At 42.0% G+C, this 24,001-nt stretch carries 23 protein-coding genes; all 23 read right to left on the bottom strand.

Going from position 1 to position 24,001, the window contains the following annotated elements:
- Positions 1 to 6: 6 nt before the first annotated feature.
- On the bottom strand, positions 7 to 1,347 hold the full coding sequence (gene trkA / locus HMPREF1521_RS01120; RefSeq protein WP_038114803.1) for a Trk system potassium transporter TrkA: 1,341 nt from the start codon (positions 1,345 to 1,347) through the stop codon (positions 7 to 9).
- Positions 1,348 to 1,352: 5 nt separating this feature from the next.
- Entirely contained in the window at positions 1,353 to 2,255 is a 903-nt protein-coding gene (locus HMPREF1521_RS01115) for a S1 RNA-binding domain-containing protein (protein ID WP_038114801.1), read from the bottom strand.
- A 1-nt stretch (position 2,256) separates the two neighbouring features.
- Complete coding sequence (gene rsfS, locus HMPREF1521_RS01110) at positions 2,257 to 2,619, bottom strand: ribosome silencing factor (protein ID WP_038114800.1); 363 nt, start codon at positions 2,617 to 2,619, stop codon at positions 2,257 to 2,259.
- A gap of 9 nt (positions 2,620 to 2,628) precedes the next feature.
- On the bottom strand, positions 2,629 to 3,753 hold the full coding sequence (locus HMPREF1521_RS01105; RefSeq protein ID WP_038114798.1) for an LCP family protein: 1,125 nt from the start codon (positions 3,751 to 3,753) through the stop codon (positions 2,629 to 2,631).
- 13 nt (positions 3,754 to 3,766) lie between these two features.
- Complete coding sequence (gene yqeK, locus HMPREF1521_RS01100; protein WP_038114795.1) at positions 3,767 to 4,336, bottom strand: bis(5'-nucleosyl)-tetraphosphatase (symmetrical) YqeK; 570 nt, start codon at positions 4,334 to 4,336, stop codon at positions 3,767 to 3,769.
- A 3-nt stretch (positions 4,337 to 4,339) separates the two neighbouring features.
- Positions 4,340 to 4,954, bottom strand: a complete 615-nt coding sequence (gene nadD, locus HMPREF1521_RS01095; protein WP_038114793.1) for a nicotinate-nucleotide adenylyltransferase — start codon at positions 4,952 to 4,954, stop codon at positions 4,340 to 4,342.
- A 139-nt stretch (positions 4,955 to 5,093) separates the two neighbouring features.
- The gene (locus HMPREF1521_RS01090; RefSeq protein WP_038114791.1) at positions 5,094 to 6,353 is read right to left on the bottom strand and encodes a glutamate-5-semialdehyde dehydrogenase; all 1,260 of its coding nucleotides are present in this window, start codon (positions 6,351 to 6,353) and stop codon (positions 5,094 to 5,096) included.
- A 10-nt stretch (positions 6,354 to 6,363) separates the two neighbouring features.
- Positions 6,364 to 7,485, bottom strand: coding sequence for a glutamate 5-kinase (gene proB, locus HMPREF1521_RS01085; RefSeq protein WP_038114789.1), 1,122 nt, complete (start codon positions 7,483 to 7,485; stop codon positions 6,364 to 6,366).
- 85 nt (positions 7,486 to 7,570) lie between these two features.
- Positions 7,571 to 7,855, bottom strand: a complete 285-nt coding sequence (yhbY, locus tag HMPREF1521_RS01080; RefSeq protein WP_038114787.1) for a ribosome assembly RNA-binding protein YhbY — start codon at positions 7,853 to 7,855, stop codon at positions 7,571 to 7,573.
- 8 nt (positions 7,856 to 7,863) lie between these two features.
- The gene (gene obgE / locus HMPREF1521_RS01075) at positions 7,864 to 9,135 is read right to left on the bottom strand and encodes a GTPase ObgE (protein WP_038114785.1); all 1,272 of its coding nucleotides are present in this window, start codon (positions 9,133 to 9,135) and stop codon (positions 7,864 to 7,866) included.
- A gap of 20 nt (positions 9,136 to 9,155) precedes the next feature.
- Positions 9,156 to 10,292, bottom strand: coding sequence for a S41 family peptidase (locus tag HMPREF1521_RS01070; RefSeq protein ID WP_038114783.1), 1,137 nt, complete (start codon positions 10,290 to 10,292; stop codon positions 9,156 to 9,158).
- Position 10,293: 1 nt separating this feature from the next.
- Positions 10,294 to 11,475, bottom strand: a complete 1,182-nt coding sequence (locus tag HMPREF1521_RS01065) for a murein hydrolase activator EnvC (protein ID WP_038114779.1) — start codon at positions 11,473 to 11,475, stop codon at positions 10,294 to 10,296.
- 6 nt (positions 11,476 to 11,481) lie between these two features.
- Positions 11,482 to 12,369: a permease-like cell division protein FtsX gene (gene ftsX, locus HMPREF1521_RS01060; protein WP_038114777.1), complete on the bottom strand. Its 888-nt coding sequence runs from the start codon at positions 12,367 to 12,369 to the stop codon at positions 11,482 to 11,484.
- On the bottom strand, positions 12,359 to 13,045 hold the full coding sequence (gene ftsE, locus HMPREF1521_RS01055) for a cell division ATP-binding protein FtsE (protein WP_038114775.1): 687 nt from the start codon (positions 13,043 to 13,045) through the stop codon (positions 12,359 to 12,361). Before ftsE ends, ftsX begins: the two co-directional genes overlap by 11 nt.
- A gap of 15 nt (positions 13,046 to 13,060) precedes the next feature.
- Positions 13,061 to 13,993, bottom strand: coding sequence for a transketolase family protein (locus tag HMPREF1521_RS01050; protein ID WP_038114774.1), 933 nt, complete (start codon positions 13,991 to 13,993; stop codon positions 13,061 to 13,063).
- Complete coding sequence (locus tag HMPREF1521_RS01045; RefSeq protein WP_038114772.1) at positions 13,993 to 14,829, bottom strand: transketolase; 837 nt, start codon at positions 14,827 to 14,829, stop codon at positions 13,993 to 13,995. The genes HMPREF1521_RS01050 and HMPREF1521_RS01045 overlap by 1 nt, the downstream gene beginning before the upstream one ends.
- A 35-nt stretch (positions 14,830 to 14,864) precedes the next feature.
- Positions 14,865 to 15,965: a polysaccharide pyruvyl transferase CsaB gene (csaB, locus tag HMPREF1521_RS01040; protein WP_038114770.1), complete on the bottom strand. Its 1,101-nt coding sequence runs from the start codon at positions 15,963 to 15,965 to the stop codon at positions 14,865 to 14,867.
- Positions 15,958 to 18,000, bottom strand: a complete 2,043-nt coding sequence (locus HMPREF1521_RS01035; RefSeq protein ID WP_038114769.1) for a DUF5693 family protein — start codon at positions 17,998 to 18,000, stop codon at positions 15,958 to 15,960. Before HMPREF1521_RS01035 ends, csaB begins: the two co-directional genes overlap by 8 nt.
- A 12-nt stretch (positions 18,001 to 18,012) precedes the next feature.
- Entirely contained in the window at positions 18,013 to 18,708 is a 696-nt protein-coding gene (locus tag HMPREF1521_RS01030) for a DUF2993 domain-containing protein (protein WP_038114768.1), read from the bottom strand.
- Between the two features lie 8 nt (positions 18,709 to 18,716).
- Positions 18,717 to 19,824 (bottom strand): peptide chain release factor 2 gene (gene prfB, locus HMPREF1521_RS01025; RefSeq protein ID WP_232203178.1). Its coding sequence is split into 2 segments (ribosomal slippage): positions 18,717 to 19,766 and positions 19,768 to 19,824, totalling 1,107 coding nucleotides; the frame shifts between segments, so codons are not numbered across the junction.
- Between the two features lie 94 nt (positions 19,825 to 19,918).
- The gene (gene secA, locus HMPREF1521_RS01020; protein ID WP_038114764.1) at positions 19,919 to 22,354 is read right to left on the bottom strand and encodes a preprotein translocase subunit SecA; all 2,436 of its coding nucleotides are present in this window, start codon (positions 22,352 to 22,354) and stop codon (positions 19,919 to 19,921) included.
- A 318-nt stretch (positions 22,355 to 22,672) separates the two neighbouring features.
- Positions 22,673 to 23,200: a ribosome hibernation-promoting factor, HPF/YfiA family gene (hpf, locus tag HMPREF1521_RS01015; RefSeq protein ID WP_038114762.1), complete on the bottom strand. Its 528-nt coding sequence runs from the start codon at positions 23,198 to 23,200 to the stop codon at positions 22,673 to 22,675.
- Between the two features lie 242 nt (positions 23,201 to 23,442).
- A complete protein-coding gene (locus HMPREF1521_RS01010) occupies positions 23,443 to 23,640 on the bottom strand; it encodes a cold shock domain-containing protein (RefSeq protein WP_004693056.1) in 198 nt (65 codons plus the stop codon).
- Positions 23,641 to 24,001 lie beyond the last annotated feature (361 nt).

Below are 24,001 nucleotides of genomic sequence, written 5' to 3'. Positions count from 1 at the left end.
TCCAGACTACGTGAGATACTTAAGTAATTTACTTACCGATTCAGGTAAGGTAAACATAATGATATGATCACCATCAAGAATCCTCGTGTCACCGCGAGGAACAATGGCTTCATCACCACGTAAGATAACACCGACCAAAGCTTTTCCGGGGAGGCGTATATCCTTTAACTGTTTGCCTGCCACCGGAGATTCATCGGTAATAGCGATTTCAATAGATTCCGCCTTACCTCCTTCAAAGGTGGAAATAGATACAACACCTTCTCCGCTGCGAACAAAACGCAAAATTTGACCTGCTGTCAAGAGGCGCGGAGAAAATACGACGTCAATACCGACCTGCTCCATAAGCATAATATACTCAGGGCGACCTACGCGAACAACAGTTTTAGGAATACCCATATGTTTTCCTACAAGGGCCACCAACAGATTCAGTTTATCATCATCCGTCAATGCGATGATAACATCACTATCCGCAATTTCTTCGGCTTCAAGCAGGTCAAAATCGGTACCATCACCATTGATGACCATCGCTCTATCCACTTGAGCCGCTAACTGTTCGCATCGTTCAAAATTTTTCTCAATAATCTTAACGGAAAAGCCGGCCTGTTCTAATAGTACAGTCAGATTCCGCCCCAATAAACCTGCGCCGATGATGACCGCGCGTTTGTAAAAAGCCGTATGATTATGAAACCATTGATTTTCTACCGTTTCAATCCCTTCTTTAAGGCCTAAAAAGAATACGCTGTCGCCGGGTTGCAGCTGGCTTTCACCATGGGGAATAATCATTTCCCCATATCTTAGAATACCTACGAGCAGAACCCCCTCAGGAAATTGAATATCCTTCAGTGCACGCCCCACTATCGGTACCTCATCATTCAGTTTGAATTCCATAAGGCGCACAGCCCCCTGTCCGAATTCCTCCACATCAATGGCAGACGGAGTTTCAAGAATTCGCAACAATTCCTGCGCTGTAACCATCTCAGGATTGATAAATAGATCTACGCCCAGCTTGGCTTTCATATCGTCATCCATATGTTCAGCCAGATTATTATCCCGTACACGGGCAATAGTCGTAGGCACGCCCATGATTTTAGCCACTGCACAAGACAGCATATTTACTTCATCCGAATCCGTTACGGCAATAAACATGCCCACATCAGACATGTCGATTTCATTGAGCAGTTGTAAATCACTGCCATTCCCCTGGACTAAACTGACATCCAAAGTGCTTTCAAGATTGTTAATGCGTTCCGGTGATTTGTCGATCACATATACATCATGATCATCCTGAAGCAATCGTTGTGCTAATGAATAGCCGACCTTACCGGCCCCTACAATGACAATTTTCATCGCCTTTATTCCTTGTCTTGTGACTCATTACCTGCGAGAGATGAACGACCGATGTCTGTAAGTAAGGTCCAACCATCCTCTTGAATAATCTTCTTTTCCTTCATCAAATGGCCCAATGCCCGTTTGAAAGCCGCCTTGCTGATGTTAAATTTATCTTTAATTAACATCGAGGACGACTCATCACTATAAGGCATTTTACCTCCTCGGTTAAGGAGATATTCCATAATAATATCTCCATCCGATACGATGGCTTTTTCCTTTATAGGTCGCATTGATACATTGATACGTCCGTCGTCACGTTTGAATGTAATACGACCTTCAACCATCTCGCCCACCTTTAATTTTCTGGTCATTTCCGAGCAGTGCAAAAATGCAATCCATCGCTCCGGCGTAATAAAAAAGGCCCCATCGCTTGTCAAATTATAGATAGCCCCTTTTACCATCTGTCCCACAACGGCCTCCGTAGCCGCTTTAGAAGCGCGACGCATTTCGTCATCCACATCCATGGATACAGCCATGCGTCCGGATTTATCCGTATACAGACGGACCCAAACCTTTTCACCGATTTGTGGACGACCGCGCATTTCAGCGTGAGGCATAAAAATTCCACGCTCTGTGCCGACCTCGACGAAACAGCCGAAATTCGTCGTATTAATCACCTCTACATAACCGATCTGACCAACCTTCATAGCCGGTAAACGCATCGATGCCGTTAAACGCCCTTTCGGATCCCGATATAGAAATACCTCTACTTCATCACCAATCGCAACAGGCATCGTTTGCTGATCCTTGTGCAATAGAATATCATCGTTGGTATTCCCCGTTTGTCCATCTAAAAAGGCACCCTGGTCACTGGTACGCAGTACTTTTAATGTGGCAATCGTATTTTCCAACAATTCCGTCGCCATTTTAAACTCCTTCAAACGGAACTCGCTGAGCATCATTCCACAGTTCTTCTAAACCATAGAACTCGCGCAATTCGCTTCCGCCAAAAATATGACAAATAATATCGCCGAAATCCAACAGGATCCATTCACCCTCTCTGTATCCTTCCCGATGTCGGACGGTCATACCGAGTTCAGCCCCTTTATCTTCAATTTCATCGGCAATACTTTGGGACTGCTTGATATTATTTGCGCTGGTGATAAGAAAATAATCACCCAACATGGAAATTCCTTCCAAATCCAAAATCGTGATATCTTTTGCTTTCTTATCAAATCCGGCTTGTGCTAATTGCAATACAATTTTTTTAATATCTTTCTTTTCTTTCATTCTATCTCCTTATCGATTCTCTTTTTTAGCGTTGTTATCATCACCGGGCTCTGTCGGCTTTGTAGTCGCCTTTTTTGAATCTTCAGAATCATCGGAACGCTTTGTAGTGGAGTTTGTCGGTGCCGATATGAACTGTGTCATTTCATTAGCCGGCAATGTTCCCATCATAATGCCAACCAATCGTTGTGCTTCTGTAGGGTTTATATTCCAATACGTTTTATCTTCAATAACTTCCTTTTCACCCGGCAGAATATAAAAATGAATCTGATCTTTATTCATGCGCCCCACATTGTACATTAACTTGATAGCATCCATCGTGGAGATATTGCTTTCATAATAATCCCACACACGCCAAATATGCCATGCATTAGTAAGGAAGAAAGAATTATGTTCGTTCTCAACCCATAATTTCAAAAACCGTTCCTGACGCTGTAATCGTGTAAATGTATCGTTCTTCGGATCGGAATAGCGCAAATATGCCAGAGCTTTATCACTGTTCAATGTCTGATAGCCGCGACGTAAATCGATATCCTGTACACCATCAGCATCAAAATGTTCCATATTCTGTTCCACATAGATTTGCTGATCGCCTAATACGTCATTAGTTTTTTTGAAAGCATCCTGATTCACCACGATGTAGTAAGGGATCGATATATGGAACATATCCTCCACAACTGCTTTTGTTAATTCAATACCGCCCTTTTCATACATAGTGTTCAGCATAACCGTTGCAGTCTGATCCCGATTATCAATCTTGCTGTTACTTGGTATTCCTATAATATCCATCGTTTTCTGATCGATATTGATAGATAACAGAAATAAACTGTCACCTTGACTTGGATTATTTTCATCAGTACCGACTACGAGAACATAAACAGGCTTATCAAGGCGCTTCTGCTCCACAGATACTGTGGATACATCTTGTTTATCGGAGGTCTCCTCTACGGTGTTCTCGCTATAGCCCGTAATCGACCTATATACATATGACACACCGGTGTACAATCCCCATCCGATACCGCTGAGGACAGCTATAAGAATAATTCCTACAATAATAAGTCTTGTCCATTTAACCTTTGATTGACGTTGACGTCTCCGTCTACGTCGGCGAGCTCGAGCTCGTTCACGTTCTTCCATTACTTATACCCCATTATTTACACGAACGTAATATATCATTGCGACCGAGGATGGTCAGCGGATAAATTGAAAGTTGTTGATCCAGGAGATACCTTAAGGTCGTATCATAGCCGAGCAAAACCGCTGTATCTAAATCCTCATCGGCCGCCTTGCGCAACATATCTACGCCGGGAAACTCCCGATTAGGCTCAATATAATCGGCTAAAAAGATGATTTTATCCAATTTGGACATCCCCACCTTACCCGTTGTATGAACGCGTATAGCTTCCAGCACATCGCGATTCGTAACAGCGAAGTCCCGCTCAGCTCGTATCATCCCTGCAAGGCCATGTAATAAAGCACCGTTTTGCAACATTTCATCATCCGCATCATAAGTACTGCCCCGAACAAGATGCTGCATAGCCTGCAAAGGCATTTCCTTAGCACAGTCATGTAACAATGCTGCCAAACGAGCCTCATCCCGATTTACTCCATACCGTTCAGCTAATCGTGTCGCCGCTTCAACCACACCTAAAGTATGTTTAAAACGTTTTTTTCCCATCAACCGACTAACCGCATCTTTAATTTCATCAAATGATAACATACTTCAATCCTTCTCATAAATATGATTATCTTCAATATAATCAACTACGCATTTAGGTAGCATATAGCGAACGGTCTTTCCCTCTCGCAGGCGCTCCCGCAAATATGTAGCGGACAATCTCATTTCAGGAACCTCCATAAGATGTACCTTGTCTCTTGCTATCGGTCCTAAAGCGTCTAAGGCGGCATCTATATCTGCAGATCCATCCGGCCTTGTAGCCCCGATAAAATGAACCTGCTCCAGTAGTTCATCGATATATTTCCACGTCGGTAATGCACAAATCGTATCTGTTCCGGCGATAAAATAAAATTCCACATCTGGCCCATACAGATTCTTGAAATAGTGTATCGTATCTACCGTATAGGACGGCCCGTCACGATGCATTTCCACATCGGATATTTCAAAGTTAGGGTTATCCATAACCGCAGCGGCTGTCATAGCATAGCGATGTCGACTGTCAATAACATCATGTTGCTTATGCGGTGGAATACGGGCAGGAACAAAGATAACCTTTTCCAGGCCGAAGCTTTCACATGCCACCTCGGCAATCATGAGGTGCCCCAAATGAATTGGATTAAAGGTCCCTCCGATAATACCTATCTTTCTTTTTTCTACCATAATAAGGTCACACCCTTTATGACAATGACACAAATAATGATAAATAAGAGCAATGCCTTACCATAGGACATCCATTCATATCGCCCCTTCGAGGTCTGAATATAACGATAATATGCCCTTATCAGATAGTATAGCTGTTTCACGACCGAACTTGACCTTCTCCAAACACAAAATACTTATAGGAGGTGAGAGCCTGTAATCCCATCGGTCCACGAGCATGCAATTTCTGTGTGCTGATACCGATTTCCGCTCCGAAGCCGAACTCAAAGCCGTCCGTAAAACGCGTGGATGCATTATGATATACGGTAGAGCAGTCCACGAGATTCATAAATACGGTGGCACGCATCGGCTCGTCGGTGATAATCGCCTCAGAGTGATGAGTCGTATACCGATTGATGTGATCGATAGCCTCAGCTAAAGAATCGACTATACGCACATTTAAATCTAAATCGTTATATTCCGTACTGAATGATATGTCTTCGAGAGGAATCGTATGATTCATATATTTTGACACATCTTTGTCACCATGGATACGCACCTTATACGATTCAAGCGCATCCTGTAAGCGGGGCAAGAATTCATCGGCAACCGCTTTATGTACCAGCAGGGTTTCCATGGCGTTACAGACGGATGGACGTTGTACCTTGGCATTAACTGCAATTTGTACAGCCATATCGAAATTGGCATATTCATCAACAAAAGTGTGGCATATACCGCTACCCGTTTCAATAACAGGAATCTTACTTTCATTGACAACGCGACGAATAAGTCCCGCACCACCACGCGGAATGATAACATCGATATATTGTCTTTGCGCCAGTAAAGCGCCCACCATATCACGATCAAGGACGTCAACCAGTTGTACCGCATCCGGTGTAATTCCTTGAGTTTCCAATGTATTTCTAATCAGGCTTACGATAACCTTGTTCGTATTTAATGCTTCTTTACCGCCCCGTAAGATGGTCGCATTCGAAGTCTTTAAACAGAGTACGCCGGCATCAACAGTCACATTGGGACGCGCTTCAAATATAATGCCGATAACACCGAATGGAACAGCACGTTTTTCAATGCGTAAACCGTTAGGCCTCGTAATCGTTTCCAGTAGTGTCCCTACAGGACTTTTCAGTTCAGCTACCTGTCGGATACCCAATGCCATCTGAGCAATTCTCTCCGGCGTCAAGGTCAATCGATCCAACATCGTTTGCGGCACATCGTAATGAACGGATTGGTCAAGATCCTTGGAGTTAGCCGCCATAACCTCATCGATATGAGCTTCCAGAGAATCGGCAATAGCTAATAACGCACGATCCAAAGCACCCTGATCAATTTGAGCCAGTTCATAAGAAGCTTCTTTAGCACGTTGTCCCATATCGACACATAATTCTTCATATTGATTCATAGCAGCGCTCCTAATGTAATAAGACTAAATTATTTCTATGTACAGCTTCATCATAGGTTGTATTTATGCCTAAAATGTTTGCAATATCATTAGAATTATGACCTTTAATGGCCTTCATATCCGCTGTACCGTAATTCGTGAGGCCGCGTCCGATTTCCTTTTCTTGATGATAAATAGAAATCGTGTCCCCCGGTTCAAATTCACCCTCTACGGATATGATTCCGGCCGGCAATATGCTGGCGCCTTGATCAAGTATAGCGCGAGCACAACCGTCATCAACAACAATAACACCTTTTAAACGTTTTCCAAAAGCAAGCCAATGATGTTTACCGGATAAACTGCTATCACGTGCCTCAAAAAGCGTCCCGATCTGGTCACCTTTGCAGACACGACGTATAGAATCTTCTACCTCACCGGAAGTGATTACCATAGGCACTCCGGAGTTTGTCGCCATATGAGCCGCCTTAATCTTTGTATACATACCGCCCGTTCCCATATCAGATCCGGCACCGCCGGCAATAGAAAAAGTGTCATCAGTAATTTCCGATACGGTTTCAATCAATGTAGCATCCAGATGTATTGTCGGATTTGCCGTATAAAGGCCTTCTATATCCGACAAAATAATAAGTAAGTCAGCATCGACAATACCGGCTACCGTAGCCGATAAGGTATCGTTATCACCAATTTTATATTCCTCAATGGCTACCACATCATTTTCATTAATAATAGGAATGACATTGAGTTGTAGCAAAGTATGCAATGTATTGCGTAAATTCAGATAACTGTGGCGACCGGTGCTATCCTCTTTCGTCAGCAAAATTTGCGCTACCGTACGACCATATTCACGAAACATACGCTCATACATATGAATCAGTACACCTTGACCTACGGCGGCCGCCGCCTGTTTTAATACGAGATCACGCGGTTTTTCTTTAAATCCTAGAGGTGCCAAACCTGCACCGGTAGCACCGGAGGACACAAGAATAACTTCCTTTCCCTGATTAGCCAAATCAGACAATTGACGTACCAACTTTTCAATACGCTCTAAATTTAAATGTCCGTTGGCATAGCAAAGAGTACTACTACCTACCTTTACTACAATTCGCTTTGCCTTTACGATAGCGCTACGCATAGGATTAGTCCTCCACTGATGAAAGCAACCACATGAAATCTACAGGCGACATGGTTCTTAAAATACATTCAATATAAAATGCATCCTACTTCGGTAAAATAATCTTCGGTTCCTTTTTCGCCTTATATAAAACGCCGTTAAATCCGATGACTTGTACGAGTTCCGCGCCTAACATATCTGCTAACTCTTGAAAAATTGTCTTCTCCTCGGGGCTGTTGTTATGTAGCTTTACCTTGATGAGTTCTCGTGCCATCAATGCGGCGCGAGCACTGTCAATCACGCTATCTTCCAAACCGTTTTTACCGATTTGTACGACCGGTACCATTGTGGCCGCCAAAGAACGTAAATACCGTTTTTGTTTACCTGTCATCATTACTCCTACTCTTGGAATGTAAAGCGTTGATCGCCGATAACAACTTCATCACCGTCTTTACAACCTTTTTCCTTCAATTTAGCATCTAATTCCATAAAGCGCCAAATGCGTTGGAATCTGCGAAGCGATTGATCGTCACTTAGATTTGTCATAGCTACCAATCGTTCAATTCGTTTACCGGTTATATAAAAAGCTGCATCATCACCGCGAGTAATTACAAATTCCACATCTGGTTTTGCCTCATACATCACCGTATCGTCAGTAGCCTCAGGTTCCGGTTCATAATTTTCTACGTAATAGTATGCCCGCTCCATAAGTTCAGATAAACCGTCACCGCTAAGAGCATTGATGAGGAACACCTCATAGCCCTTATCTTCAAAATATTTCTTCGTATCAGGAATCGTGGTGTCATCAAAAACCAGGTCAATTTTATTCAGTGCAACAATTTGCTTCTTATTCGCCAGTTTTTCAGAGTATTTACGCAACTCCTCATTAATAGCATCAAAATCAGCCTTCGGATCACGGCCTTCGATACCGGATACATCTAATACATGAATCAGAATATTGGTACGTTCGATATGACGCAGGAAATTATGACCTAATCCCACACCTTCACTGGCCCCCTCTATGAGTCCCGGAATATCGGCCAATACAAAGCTGCGTTCACCGGAAAGTGTCACTACCCCTAGAACAGGTGTTAATGTGGTAAAATGATAGGCCGCCACCTCCGGCTGTGCTTTAGATACCCTTCGGAGAATGCTTGATTTACCCACGCTCGGATACCCCAGTAAGCCCACATCAGCAAGAACCTTCAATTCCAATTGCAACCAGAATTCTTCACCGGGCTCACCCTTTTCCGCAAATGTCGGTGCGCGATTGGAACTGGTCTGAAATCGTGCATTGCCGCGGCCACCACGACCACCTTTGGCAATGATGTACATATCCCCATCATTGATGAGATCACAAAAAATTCGTCCCGATTCTTCTTCTTTTATCACTGTACCTAAAGGTACCGGAATAATAAGCGGTTCCGCCCCGCGACCGTGTTTATTGGAGCTTTCACCATTGCCGCCCGCAGGGGCCTTAAATTGCCGCTTATATCGGAAATCGACGAGAGTATTAATATTTTTATCGGCTTTAAAGATGACATCTGCCCCTTTACCGCCGTCACCGCCGCTAGGCCCACCGTTAGGAACGTATTTTTCACGACGGAAACTGGACATGCCGTCACCGCCGTCACCGGCTTTCACAAATACACGGGCTCGATCTATAAACATATGTTGACTCCTATGAACTATTATTGTAACAGTTCCACTGCTTTCTGAATTTGAATATCTTCTAATGTACTTGATGGAGATACCCCTTTCGGTAAATCCAACTCTACATCAGGGCTAATGCCGATACCGTCAATAACACGATCATTCGGCGTATGATACTTGGCTATAGTCACCTTGATACCTTCATTATCAAAGCTTGGATATACGGACTGTACCGTTCCTTTACCATATGTGTTAGTCCCCAAAATCGTTCCCAACTTACGATCCTGAATAGCACCCGCAATGATTTCAGATGCACTGGCGGATCCCTTATTAACTAAAACAACTAATGGAATTGTCGTTTCAGAACCGTCTGATTTATAAGTAGCCAATTTACCGGAACGATCTTGAACAGTTACGAGTGTTCCCGGGGGCATAATATAATTGGACAGCTTCTCTGCTGTAGAAAGCAATCCGCCCGGGTTATCCCGTAAATCAAGAACTAATGCTTTCATGCCTTGGGACTGCAATTCCTTATATTGAGTTTCGAAATCGTCAGCCGTATATTCTGCAAATTGACTTACTCGAATGTAGCCGATTGTAGGTGTAAGCATTTTACTTTTTACAGTAGGTAAAACAATAGACTCTCGAGTGATATCAAAATGAAGCTTTTCCCCATTTCGTTCCACATCAAGTGCTACTACTGTTCCGGGTTCCCCTCTGATAAGCCCGGAGGCCTGATCAATAGGAACATCTTTGGTGGATTGACCATCAATGGTTAAAATATGGTCACCAGTTTTAACGCCGGCTTTAGCGGCCGGTTGATCTTCCATGACGCTGACCGCATATAAACCTTGTTCGTCAATACCTAAAACCATACCGACACCGGCATATGTAGCGGAAGTCTGTTGTTTTATATTACTATATTCATCCGCATTTAAATATACGCTATGCGGATCCCCTAAAGAATCCACCAGCCCCTTTAACATTCCGTCATACAATGTAGACTTATCCATAGGCGTCATAAAGACTTGACTGGCTGCATAGTAAGCAACAAATAATCGCGGCAACCCGAAAAAAGAACCTGATAGGTACCAGAAGGTAAGCCACATGATGACGATACCGGCCCCTATATATCTCAATAAGGACCAGAGTACCGTCCGTGTATCAAATTTCATATTATAAATATCCCATTGGATCCACAGGATCCCCACTTATACGAACTTCAAAATGCACGTGTGGGCCGGTACTGTTACCGGTACTACCTGCATAGGCAATAACCTGCCCTTTTCCAACATCCTGTCCTTCAGAAACGGCTAAATCAGAATTATGACCGTATAAGGTGGACATACCATTACCATGATCGATAACTACGGCATAACCATAACCGCCCATCCAGCCGGACCAAACAACAGTACCGCCATCAGCCGCATGAACAGGAGTACCTTCATCAACCCCGATATCGATACCGGAATGATAAATCGTGGTTCCCCAAATCGGATGTGTACGGTAACCATAAGGCGAAGTAATCTCACCACTTACAGGCCAACCTAATTGTCCTGTCCCCTGCACCCAGGTATATCCTGATGATGAAGCCTGCTGTGCCGCAGCAGCTCGGGCTGCCGCCCGTTCCGCCTGACGCTGTTTCAAAAGTGCTGTAATCTGCGCTGAGGATGCATTTAATTCCTCAATCGCCTTCATGGCTGTCGCCTGATCAGTCTTAGCCTTCTCTAATACGACGGCACGTTCTTGCTTTTTCTGTTCAATTTCAGCTTGTTTCGCGACAGCTGCCTTTTCTAATTCTACAAGTTTTGCCCTGGATTGTTCCAACGCCTGCTTTCGAGCTTCAATTTCAGCGCGTTCCTTTTTGATTTCATTGATGAGATTTATATCGGAATCAATGATGCGTTTTAAAATTTCCAAACGATTCGCAAAATCATTAAAATCCTTTGAGCCGATAACCACATCGATATAACTGAGACGCCCGTTGATATAAATATCTCTTACCCGTTTATAGAAAACAGCCTCACGCCCCTTTAATCGTTTTTGAGCTTCCGCCAACAGCTTTTCATTGACAGTAATATCATTTTCAACGGCAACTCGTTGCTGTTGAATGGTTTCCAAATCATGTTGTGCCTGCCGCAACTGTACTTCAATTTGTCGCAATTGTTCAGATACGCTGACAATAACGCTTTCCGCATCTGTCTTAATTGCATTCTGTTGATTTACCTGTTGTTGAATAGCATCTAGCTGATTTGTCAAATCCTCATCTTCCGCCGCTATGTATAGAGGTGTTCCCAATACGACTATACCTGTTAAAAGCATCGCTACAAGACGTGACTTAAACATGTAATATTTCATAAACTATTACACCTTCATATATTGTTTTAAAGAAATAGTACTGCCGATAGCACCGACTACGATGCCGCCACCTAAGATATATAGTGCTACATCATAGAAAAATGGGAACATCGGTACTAATGGAAAGAATGCCAATGATTCGGATACTTCCATCGAAATGAAATGATAAAACTCACCTACGCAAAGAACGGCAATGACGGCCCCGATAAAGCCCAACAACATACCTTCAATCAAGAATGGCCAACGAATAAAACCATTCGTAGCCCCTACGTATTTCATGATGGCGATTTCTTTACGACGTGCAAATACGGTAAGACGAATTGTATTGGAAATGATAAACAATGTAGCAGCCGCTAAGAAAGCAATCAATACGATGCCACCGATTCTGATAACTTGAGTGATGCGGAATAACTCCTCCACAATATCTTGCCCGTAATGAGTACTTTCAACCCCTTGGAAGGTTGTCACCAGTTTAGCGGTCGTCTTTACATCATTCGGATTATCAAAGGTCAATACGTACGAATTAGGTAACGGGTTCACCCCACCTAAAGCATTTACCAGCTGTTGCTGGTCCCCCAAACGTTCCTTAAATTCCTTCATGGCCTGTTCTTTATTTACAAATTCCAAATGTTTTAAATTCGGAATCGCCTTTATCTGTTTTCCCACAGCCATAATCTGATCCGTTGTCAGACCATCCTTAAGGTATACACTTAGCTGCACCTGATTTTCCAAGCTGGATGCCATATTATTCAAGTTTATAACACCGCAAAGGAAAACACCGAGCATGAATAAGGATAATGCCACCGTCGAAATGGATGCCAATGTCATTAATCCATTGCGCTTCATCGACTTGAGGGCTTCTTTGAAAAAGTATTTTAATGTTCTAGGCTTCATTAACTTCTGCACCTCTCATATTATCACTCTGTACACGACCATCTTTAAGACGGATAACACGCTTGTTTAAGTACGAAACAATATCCATATTATGAGTAACCATAATAACGGTAGTGCCGAAATTATTGATATGTTTAAATAAATCTACAATATCCCGACTCGTTGTAGGGTCTAAATTTCCCGTCGGTTCATCAGCAATAAGAACGGTCGGGCGATTGACAATAGCCCGAGCGATTGCAACGCGTTGCTGCTCTCCGCCGGATAAATCCTCCGGCATGTCATTCGCCTTATCAGTCAAACCCACCAATTCAAGAACATGACTTACTTTCTCTCTAATCACCTTTGGTTTTTCCTCGATTACTTCGAGAGCGAAGGCGATATTTTCAGATACCGTCTTATTAGGTAAAAGACGGAAGTCCTGGAATACTACGCCCAGTTTTCTACGCAACTTTGGAATTTTACCGCGTTTCATGCGCGTAACATCAAACTCATCAACAAGAACAGTACCCGAATCCGGTACGACTTCATGAGTTAATAATTTAAATAATGTTGATTTCCCTGCACCGCTGTGACCGCAAATAAGCACAAATTCGCCGTCATTAATCGTCAAGCAAACGTCATCTAATGCAATGGAACCATTATCATAAACTTTACTAACATTCTTAAATTCAATCATGGGGGTCCCCTTTTATTACTTACGAGCGATTACACGTTTTGCTGCTGCCACAATATCATCTGCGGACAAACCGTATTTTACCATCAATTCTTTTGGTGTCCCGCTCTCCCCAAACGTATCTTGAACACCGACGAATTCCATAGGTACCGGATTATCAGCCACCACTACTTCCGCCACGGCAGAACCGAGGCCGCCGATGATATTATGCTCTTCCGCAGTCACTATAGCACCTGTTTCAGCGGCTGCTTTTACAATAGCATCAGTATCGATAGGTTTAATAGATGCCATATTGATAACACGAGCCGATACATTGGACTGACCTAATATTTTAGCCGCCTCAAGTGCAGGTCCGACTAAGGCGCCGCATGCGATGACAGTTACATCGGATCCATCAGCTAGCGTTGTAGATCTGCCCGGTTTAAACGTATAACCTTCTGCCGTTACATCCTCTACTCCGGCCCGGCCCAAGCGAACATATACAGGTCCCTCATAAGACGCAGCCCATTCAATAACAGCTTCTGTTTCCCGTTCATCAGCCGGAACGATAACCGTCATATTGGGCAATGTACGCATACAGGAAATATCTTCTAAACTCTGATGAGTCGCCCCGTCTTCACCAACGGTAATTCCCGCATGAGTGGCACATACTTTCACATTGAGTTTCGGGTAACATACAGCATTTCGAATCTGCTCAAACGCACGTCCCGTCGCAAACATAGCAAAGGAAGATACAAACGGAATCTTTCCTGCCGCAGCCAATCCTGCACCGACGGAAATCAAGTTCTGTTCCGCAATACCCACATTGAAAAAACGTTCGGGACATGCCGTTTTAAATGTATCGGTCTTGGTGGATTTAGATAAATCCGCATCTAGAACGATGATATTCTGATTGGCTTTGCCAATGCGAGCCAGTGCATTGCCATATGCTTCACGTGTTGCTTTACCCATTATTGCACCCCCATAATTTCATTCACAAACTCCGTACCTTGTTCAGCACTCGGAGCCTTGCCGTGCCAGCCGGCTTGACCTTCCATTTCTCCGACGCCCTTACCTTTTACGGTGTGCATTACGATACATGTAGGTCCTTCTGTGAAAGCCTTTGCCGTTTCGATGGCATCGTGCAACTCATCGAGATTATGACCATCCACTTCGATTACATTCCAATTGAAAGCTTTAAATTTTTCAGGGATCGGCAATGGAGACAATACTTTTGTAATATCTCCATCAATTTGTAATCCGTTAAAATCGACAAAAGCAGTCAGATTGTTTAGCTTATAATGGCCGGCAAACATAGCTGCTTCCCATACTTGTCCCTCTTCGAGCTCACCGTCTCCGAGAATGGAGTAAACACGATAATCAGCATTATCGATTTTACCGGCTAAAGCCATACCACAGGCTGCAGATATACCCTGTCCCAAAGAACCTGTAGACATATCCACGCCCGGTGTATGTTTCATATCCGGATGGCCCTGTAACATATGATTGATTTTGCGAAGATTGAGGAGCTCCTCTTTCGGAAAATATCCCTTTTCCGCCAATGTCGCATACAAAGCGGGTGCCGCATGCCCTTTAGATAATACAAAGCGGTCTCTATCGGGATTCTTAGGATTTTTAGCATCCACATTCATCTCTACATAATAAAGCAATGCCATTACATCAGCGATAGATAAGGAACCTCCGGGATGCCCTGATTTGGCAGCCGTAACAGACTGTATAATACTAACGCGAATAGCTTTTGCTTTCTCTTGAACTAATTGTTTAACATCTTGTGTTAATGCAGCCATAGAGACCTCACTTTCTGGATACTATCCATATATAATTAGAAATCCTTTAACAATGAAATAGCGATTTCCGCATTGCGTTGAGAATCTGATCTCAATGCTTGGATACGGTCATAGGACTCCTGATAAACAGTCTTTGACGTCAATAATTCATGGCAACGTCTATATAATGCTTCTTCCCTCAAATGAGTCATTGTTCCAATCGGTTCTTGACCAATCATATGTAAAAAACTGGTGATTTTCGGATCATAGGAGATTCCGATAACAGGTTTTCCCATGAGAGAACTGAACACCAATGCATGGAGACGTATACCGATCATCAGATCCACATTTCCGGATAAAGATAATTGCTGCTCTGTGGAAAATGGGCCTTCTAACACAATAGCCCCCTTCGGCATAAGACCGGCAATCAGTTTTGCTTCTTTAGTATCCTCGGGATGAGACATAGGGATAAATATAATTTCTACTTGGTCCTGTTCCTGTAAACGCGCCAACACATTAGCCAGCGATTCCCGATACTCCGTATCCTCTTTCCAGCTGCGTACCGCAACACCAATACGCCTAGGTGATATCACGGTATCAGGCAACCTAGACGTGTACCCGTCTAAAATATGCTGACCGATAGATATATCAGCTTTATTCATAGCCAGTACCGCATCGGCGGTAACCTCTACATTCTCAATTCCTAAGGATTCCAATTCATCTTTAGAAATAGAATCGCGTACCGTAATGGCATCTACGAATTTCAACATGCATCCTACGGCACGTCGTGTAGATTTGCGATTGAGAGGTCCTATACCTTGAGAGTAAAGCATAACCTTTTTCCCCATCAGCTTTGCGAGACCCATAATACTCAAGTAATAATATGTATTACGTATACTCGTCGCATCTTGTAAAAGACTGCCGCCCCCGCTGATGACCAAATCGGAGCTCGCAATGGCTTTCACGATACCTAATGCTGAAAAAGTACCGACAGCATGAATATCATGTTTCTTACTGGTCTCTTGCGGATTCCCCGAAATAACCGTTATGTGCGCATCAGCTTCTTCCTTACGAATGGCATCAACGATAGCACATAACATGGCTTCATCACCGGCATTGCCAAAGCCGTAATAACCGGAGATAACAATATTACTCATGTTTTACCTCCTGCTGTTGAAACCATTGTGTTACGTACATCATAAAACGTATCGCAATAATCAACGCAAGACCGATAATAACACCTATAAGCAATCCATCATAGCCTCGCATGATGGACATAAATACAGGGGTCCGAATATGACAGAATGTTTCAACCATAGATGCAATACCGATAACACCGGTAATAGTCAAAACAAAATGAATTACTGTAGGCCAGTTTCTAAGGAATCCAAAAGTAGCTAACATCAACATAGGATGTCCAATGATAAATTCCTTTTCACGAGGTCGTGCATATAGTGTATTCTCAAGGAATCGGCGAAGCATCAATTCAAAACCCGGCACCGGCACGCCTGCCGTATGACCGCTGCGCCCTAAAAATACCCAAGCTGCACCACCTAACGCGGCAATGATAAAGAACACATAAAACTTAACGTCCATCGTAAGAAACTCAATAATGAACTGTTTGGCTTCTTCTTTAGAGTTAATCATGCGCCCTTTCCAGAGGGGAAACCGTTGTAAATAAGCTATCATTACAAGAATAATCGGCAATACAAATGTTAATTTAACACCTCTGAAGAGTGCAAACTCCATAAAGAATTTCGTATTTCCAAGGAGAGCTGCGATGAACATTCCCCCTATAGCCGCGAATAATGCGGCGACAACAAGGTATAACACGGAAAGCAGTATGGATTTAACCGTCCCCAACGGGCGAGAAGCGTCATACCGGCGCCATTCCTCCATCAGGCAAATCATAGCACCTACAGGTGCCAGTACAGCTGATGAAAGGGCCCAAATCTGAGTAATCAACGTGCCGCTCGTAATAATAAAAATTATGATAGACACTAAAGAGATACCAAAGAATGCAACTAACTGCGTATGTTTAGGCATAGGTATGAACATCTGCGCCACATATACAAACAATGCCACCGCACCGATCATACTCAATACGACAAGTAGAGGATTCGGCGTATACGCCGGATAAATATCGGCAGGACCAAACTCATAGCCTTTTGCAGATAACTTGTCTGTTGCCATCGCAATATAATTAATTGTCGTTTGTAACACGGTCTCATTATTTTGACCGGTTTCATATACAGGGAACAAATTATAGCGAATATTGCGTTCAATATCACTGATATAGAAGCGCTGGGCGGACTCTTCAGGTGTGATTTTCTTTAATTCATCTTTAGCGATTGTATAAACTCGTCCTACACTATAGCCGTTCTTGGCAGCCATTTCAAGAAAGCCTTGTTGTGGCTCGTATTGCAGCTGGTTTACCGCCTCAATACCGACTAATGGGATATGGTGTTTATTTAACAGTTCCACTGTTTCATCGATATGATTCGGTGCCCCCAGAGCCTCTTTCCCGGCAAAAATCATACCGGTCACATGAGGCACTCCATCTAGGCGATTAAAGACGTATTGAATATCTTCAGATGTTACATTTCTGTAGTTAGTAGGTCGGACAATAACATTAAAGCCTTTATTGGCCACTTCCTCAGCCTGTAATTTGGAAATGCCGAGATTCATCTTTTTATAACTATCTTCTGTAGCACCGTATAATTCAATAACAGGTCCTATGCTCGTGTTGAGTTCATGTACCTTATCCTTGCCGATACGATGATACAAATCCTCACGAATTTCCTTGTAATAACCTTCCTTGCCTGAGGCAAGTGCTATATACAGAGCCCCCGGTTTTACAGATGCTCCGTTAACACGAACGGAACTCATATCTTGAGCAGTCAATAATCTGATTTGACCGGCATCGTGCGCCTTTTCCAATGTGCGATCATAAATGGCAAATGCTGTGACACCTGCATTCCGCAATGCATCAAAAGCTTCTTCCTGACTTCTTTTTTCAAAGGCATTGGCACGCAATACCGCATCGTAGTCAACAATATTTTCAATATGATTTTGAGACTTTTCAATTTGATGTCGTTCAAATACCAAGTATAACGATGATAATAAACCAACAATAATACAAAGTATAAGAATCAAAGAATACTTATTTTTTTGTGCGCTCCGACGATTCACGGCAAATCCTTTCTATTTGAGTACAGGGATAACTTTGATATGAATTTCCCCATTAGTAACGTCTATACGTTCCGCTTTCACAGGAATCGGGAACGTATTGAAATCGTAAATTTCTGTAGTTTCCAGAATACCATATGTGAAACCCGGAATCGTTGCACCGTTAAGAGTAAATCTCTTAGGCGCAAAAACCAATGTATTTCCCTTTAATTCCAACGCACCTTCAAGTTGAGTAGTACCACGGAACACCATACCAACATTCATATCCCCGGATAAGGTAATCTTATCATTGCCGATGTTCACCTTAACATCTTTAATGGTGTTACCTGCTTGTTCACTCAAAAATGCAGATAAATCCGCACTTGTAATAACACCGTCGATGCTAGCTTTCCCCACGCTAATCACATCCAGTTCCTGATTAGCAATCAAAGAAACAGGATTAATTAAAATTTGCTTTGCATCATAGTCAAAGTTTGCAAAATTCAATTTGCCTAATCGTACATTTTTAAGTGTACCCGACACTTCATCCGCTTCCCCATATAACAGTTTAAAGCCGGGCTGCACCTCTACATTAACCACTTGAGAATCGGGTTGTAGAGACTTATTGATTTCCTTTTCAATGCGCGATTCTACATAGTTAGGCAATAAAAATTGAGTCGCTAAGAAGATGCCCACAACAAGCACCAGTAAAAAGAGTAAAAGCTTTTTCATCATGTCTCCTAAATTGTTAAATTAGCTTCCTTTTTCAAGTACCCTTCGATGAATTGATCAATGTTACCATCCATAACGGATTGTACATTGCCAGTTTCCACGCCGGTACGATGATCTTTTACAAGATTATATGGATGGAATACATAGGATCTGATTTGACTTCCCCATTCAATGGCCTGATAGGTACCACCGATTTGTTCCTTCAATTCAGCCTGTTTTTCTAGTTCCAGTTCGAATAATTTAGCCCGCAATAATCGTAATGCCTGTTCTCTATTCTGTATTTGAGAGCGTTGAGACTGACATTGTACGACGATTCCCGTCGGTCTATGAGTCATACGGACAGCGGAATCGGTCTTATTAATATGCTGTCCGCCGGCACCACTGGCCCGATATGTGTCGACTTGTACATCCTTCATATCGATATTGATATCCACCGTATCATCTATTTCCGGCATAACATCGACAGCTGCAAAAGATGTATGACGACGCGCCGCCGCATCAAATGGTGAAATCCGAACAAGACGATGTACACCCTTTTCTGATTTTAAATACCCGAAACTATTTTCGCCTTTAATAAGAAATGTGGCAGATTTGATACCTGCTTCATCGCCGGGCTGTTCATCCATAAGTTCAACAGAATATCCCGATTTTTCAGCCCATCGTAAATACATACGAATCAGCATAGAACACCAGTCTTGTGCCTCTGTGCCGCCGGCTCCGGCATGGAAAGTCAGAATCGCATTATTCGCATCATATTCACCGCTCAATAAGAGCAATACTTCTTGTTTCTCAACGGTTTCTTCAATATGGTCAACATAATCTTTAATATCGCCTTCCATTGAAGAATCGTCTTCCTCAATAGCCATATCCAGCATAACACCGGCATCTTCAATATCGCTAACCAATTGTTTATAACCTTCCACAGCATTTTTCAGTTGTGTCGCCTCTTGAGATATCTCACGGGCCTTATCCGGATTATCCCAAAATGTGGGATCACTCATCTGCACGTCAAGCGTAAAAATCCGCTCTTCCTTCTGAGCGATGTTAAAGTGAATCCCTCATTCCATAAATTCGTTCTTCCAGGTTTGCAATAATCGGTTTTAAATCCTCTAACAATTTATGTTCACCACCTTCGATAATGATTCCAGTAAAATGCAAAATGGCCGTTGCCCAAAAGATCTCCCACTGAGCAACGTGCCATTCACAAATTTTAATCTATATTTTGTGGCTCCAACACATCTTCATGATGGGGTTGTGCACCTTCCAAGTGATCAACAGGTTGTTCAATTTCCTCAATCAATTGTGCACGAATTTTGTATAACGCCATGATTGTCTCATCTTGAATCGCTTCAATCATACGTTGGAACATTTCATAGGCTTCAAATTTATATTCCACCAACGGATTTTTTTGTCCATATGCACGAAGGCCGATACCTTCACGCAGCATGTCCATATTATCCAAATGTTCCATCCATTTGTTATCAACAACGCGCAACATAATAGCCTTTTCAAGTTGTCCGAACATAGCTTCGCCAAGCATATCCACACGGTCTTGGTACTCTTCATGAGCAATATCCAATAAGCGTTCCAAGAGGTCCTGACGACTATATTCCTCCATGTCTTGAGCTGACATAATATCTTCTGTTAAGAAGTATTGACTCAAATGTTTATATAAGCCTTCATAGTCCCATTCCTCCGGATAGAGTTTTTCATCCGCATAAGTATCTACAGACTCAGTCACCAGCTTATTAATCATTTCATCTATAGTTTCACGCAATGATTCATTGCATAAAATGCGACGACGTTGTTCATACAGAACTTCACGTTGTTGATTCATAACATCATCATATTCAAGGACATACTTACGAATATTATAGTTATGATCTTCTACTTTCTTTTGAGCCCGTTCAATTGATTTAGTAATCAACGAATGTTCGATAGGCTCGTCTTCTTCCATGCCTAATTTATCCATGATACCCGAAATATTATCGGCACCAAAGATACGCATCAAATCATCCTCTAAGGACAAGAAGAACTGCGATGACCCCGGGTCACCTTGACGGCCTGCACGACCGCGCAATTGGTTATCGATACGACGGCTTTCATGACGTTCTGTACCTAAAATAGCCAAACCGCCGAGTTCAGCCACACCTTCACCGAGGGAAATATCAGTACCGCGGCCGGCCATATTCGTGGCAATGGTCACCATACCCATTTGGCCCGCATCTGCAACGATTTCCGCTTCTTTTTCATGATGTTTCGCGTTCAAAACCTTGTGAGGTACACCGGCACGTAATAACATATCTGAAAGTTCTTCAGATTGTGTGATGGAAGTTGTACCGATCAAAATCGGTTGCCCCTTCTGATGACGCTCTACAGCATTGCGTACAACGGCACGATACTTAGCAGCCTTCGTTTTAAAAATCTGATCCGGTAAATCCACACGGGCCAACGGTTTATTAGGTGGAATCGGCAGTACGTCCAATCCGTAAATATCGTTGAATTCCTTTTCTTCCGTTTTAGCCGTACCGGTCATACCTGCTAATTTTTCATACATACGGAAATAGTTCTGGAATGTAATGGATGCCAAGGTCTGGCTTTCACGTTCAACCTGCAGGCCTTCTTTTGCTTCGATTGCCTGATGCAAGCCATCGGAATAACGGCGGCCGAACATCAAACGTCCTGTAAATTCATCGACAATAACGACTTCATTGTCCTTGACCACATAATCGACATCGCGATGCATCATTGCGTAAGCACGTAAGGAGGCACCGAGCAAATGATTCAACTCGATATTTTCAGAATCGTACAAGTTTTCAACGCCAAGCATTTTTTCTACTTTAGCAATACCCGAATCTGTAGGCGCAATGGTCTTCTGTTTTTCATCAATCGTATAGTCTTCATCTTTTACAAGATGAGGAACGATTTTAGCCAATTTATAATAATTATCCGTAGAGCGTTGACCCGGTCCCGAAATAATCAATGGGGTTCTAGCCTCATCGATAAGAATAGAGTCAACTTCATCGACGATAGCATAATTCAAAGGTCGTTGCACCATTTGCGATGCATCGGATACCATGTTATCACGCAGATAGTCAAACCCGAACTCATTATTTGTACCATATGTAATATCGCAAGAATAAGCTTCCTTACGTTGGTTATAATCAAGGTTTGCCACGATAAGACCGACAGATAGTCCTAAAAATTTATATAGTTTCCCCATCCACTCGCTATCACGCGTAGCCAAATAATCATTGACGGTAACAACATGAACGCCTTTACCTGTAAGGGCATTTAAATATACCGGTAATGTCGCTACCAAGGTTTTACCTTCACCGGTACGCATTTCTGAAATATTTCCACGATGAAGTGCAATGCCGCCGATCATTTGCGTATCAAAATGACGCATTCCCAACACGCGTTTAGATGCTTCACGAACGACAGCAAATGCTTCCGGTAATATATCATCCAGGGATTCACCCTTTTGTATGCGACGCTTAAACTCATCGGTTTTAGCAACTAAATTAGTATCACTGAGTTTTACATAATTAGGTTCAATTTCATTAATATGGTCGACAATAGTGCGCATCTTCTTAATTTCATGAGCGCTATTATTGCCAATTAGCCTTTGTAAAAAGCCTAACAAACAAATCACTCCTCTACAGGACATCTTACATTATCTTATCTAATTTATTATAACGAAAACGCCTTTAATAGTCAAAGAATTCAAAGGCCTTTTACTATTATTTCTCCACATTACCGTTCCATAATAAACTCAAAATTAAAAGATATATTTTTAACTTGATATTCATTTTTAACTCGATATACTTTCATCGACAGTCGGTCTCGAAAAATCTACACATAAAAAGCGGATGACATAAATAGTCATCCACTTTTTTATAATGATCGGCCGACGCTGACAATAGAAAGGAGTTTAGAATAAATGGTCAACCGATATTATCAATTATTGAAGTTCCGGTTCAATCAAACCGTAGAACCCATCATGTCTGCGATATACGACATTCATACTTTCCGTTTCCGCATTAAAGAACATGAAGAAATCATGTCCGATAAGATTCATTTGCAAAATAGCTTCCTCTACATCCATTGGACGTACTGCAAAATGTTTCCGTTTTACAACTTCGATGGTTTCTTCTTCCACAGGTACATCCAGTTGAGCAGGATGGAACGCTTCCTGTTTTTTGAAACGTTTCGCTAAACGAGTTTTATGTTTGTGAATTTGTCGAATAATTTTATCTACAACTAAATCGATAGCTGCATACATATCATCATTTGTTTCTACACCGCGAAGTACGATTTTATCCACAAAACAAGTAATTTCGATAGTAGATTTATCTCTTACAACGGATAGCACCGCTTGTGCATCTAATTCATCATCAAAGTAACGGGTCAATTTGCTCAATCTTTTTTCGATGTACTCGCGAAGAGCATTTGTCACTTCAATGTTTTTACCTCTGATAGCTACTTTCATAAGTCAACACCCTTTCTAAAAATCAACCACGAGATACGAGTGCTTTACATAATTTATACTAATGTCTCGTGCTATATTTAGTATTTCTACATAAGACCGTTAAACTCCTCTTTTTATTAGAAAAAATTTTTTAATTTTTGCAGAATTATAAAATCGCTTTATAAGATAACTCAAAAAATCCCGATACCAAAGGATATCGGGATCTTAATTTATGTTGTACTTATGTATTTTTCAGTATGTAATTACGCTTTAACAACATTTGCAGCTTGAGGGCCACGGTTGCCATCAACGATTTCAAATTCAACATTTTGACCTTCAGTCAAAGATTTGAATCCTTCATCTTGAATTGCAGAGTAATGCACGAACACATCGCTACCGTCTTCTCTTTCAATAAAGCCATAACCTTTTTCTGCGCTAAACCATTTCACTTTACCTAACATGGTAACATCCTCCTAAAAATATATATATTGTCTTACTGTCTTGCACTACATTTGTATCATAACACAGCATGTATAAAATATCAAACGTTATTAACCGTGCGCTTAATGAATATACAAAAACTTTTTAATGGAGATAATTTTCTTATTATACCCGCAACATCTGTTATAAATTGAATTATAAGAGTTCATATTAAAAGCAAATCAACATTATATTAATAATAAAAGTATGCATTAAAAATTATCAATTACACCGTCGAATGCATAAATTATTGTTATATCACAAATATTTATAGGTATAATCGATTTTTACAGATTTAACTGTCTATACATTCACTGTTTAACAGACTCATTTTCACGACTA

The organism is Veillonella sp. AS16 (assembly GCF_000517785.1).
Classification (GTDB): Bacteria; Bacillota; Negativicutes; order Veillonellales; family Veillonellaceae; genus Veillonella; species Veillonella denticariosi.
Note: the sequence above shows the minus strand (reverse complement) of the source record. Positions and strands in the feature narration are given on the sequence as shown.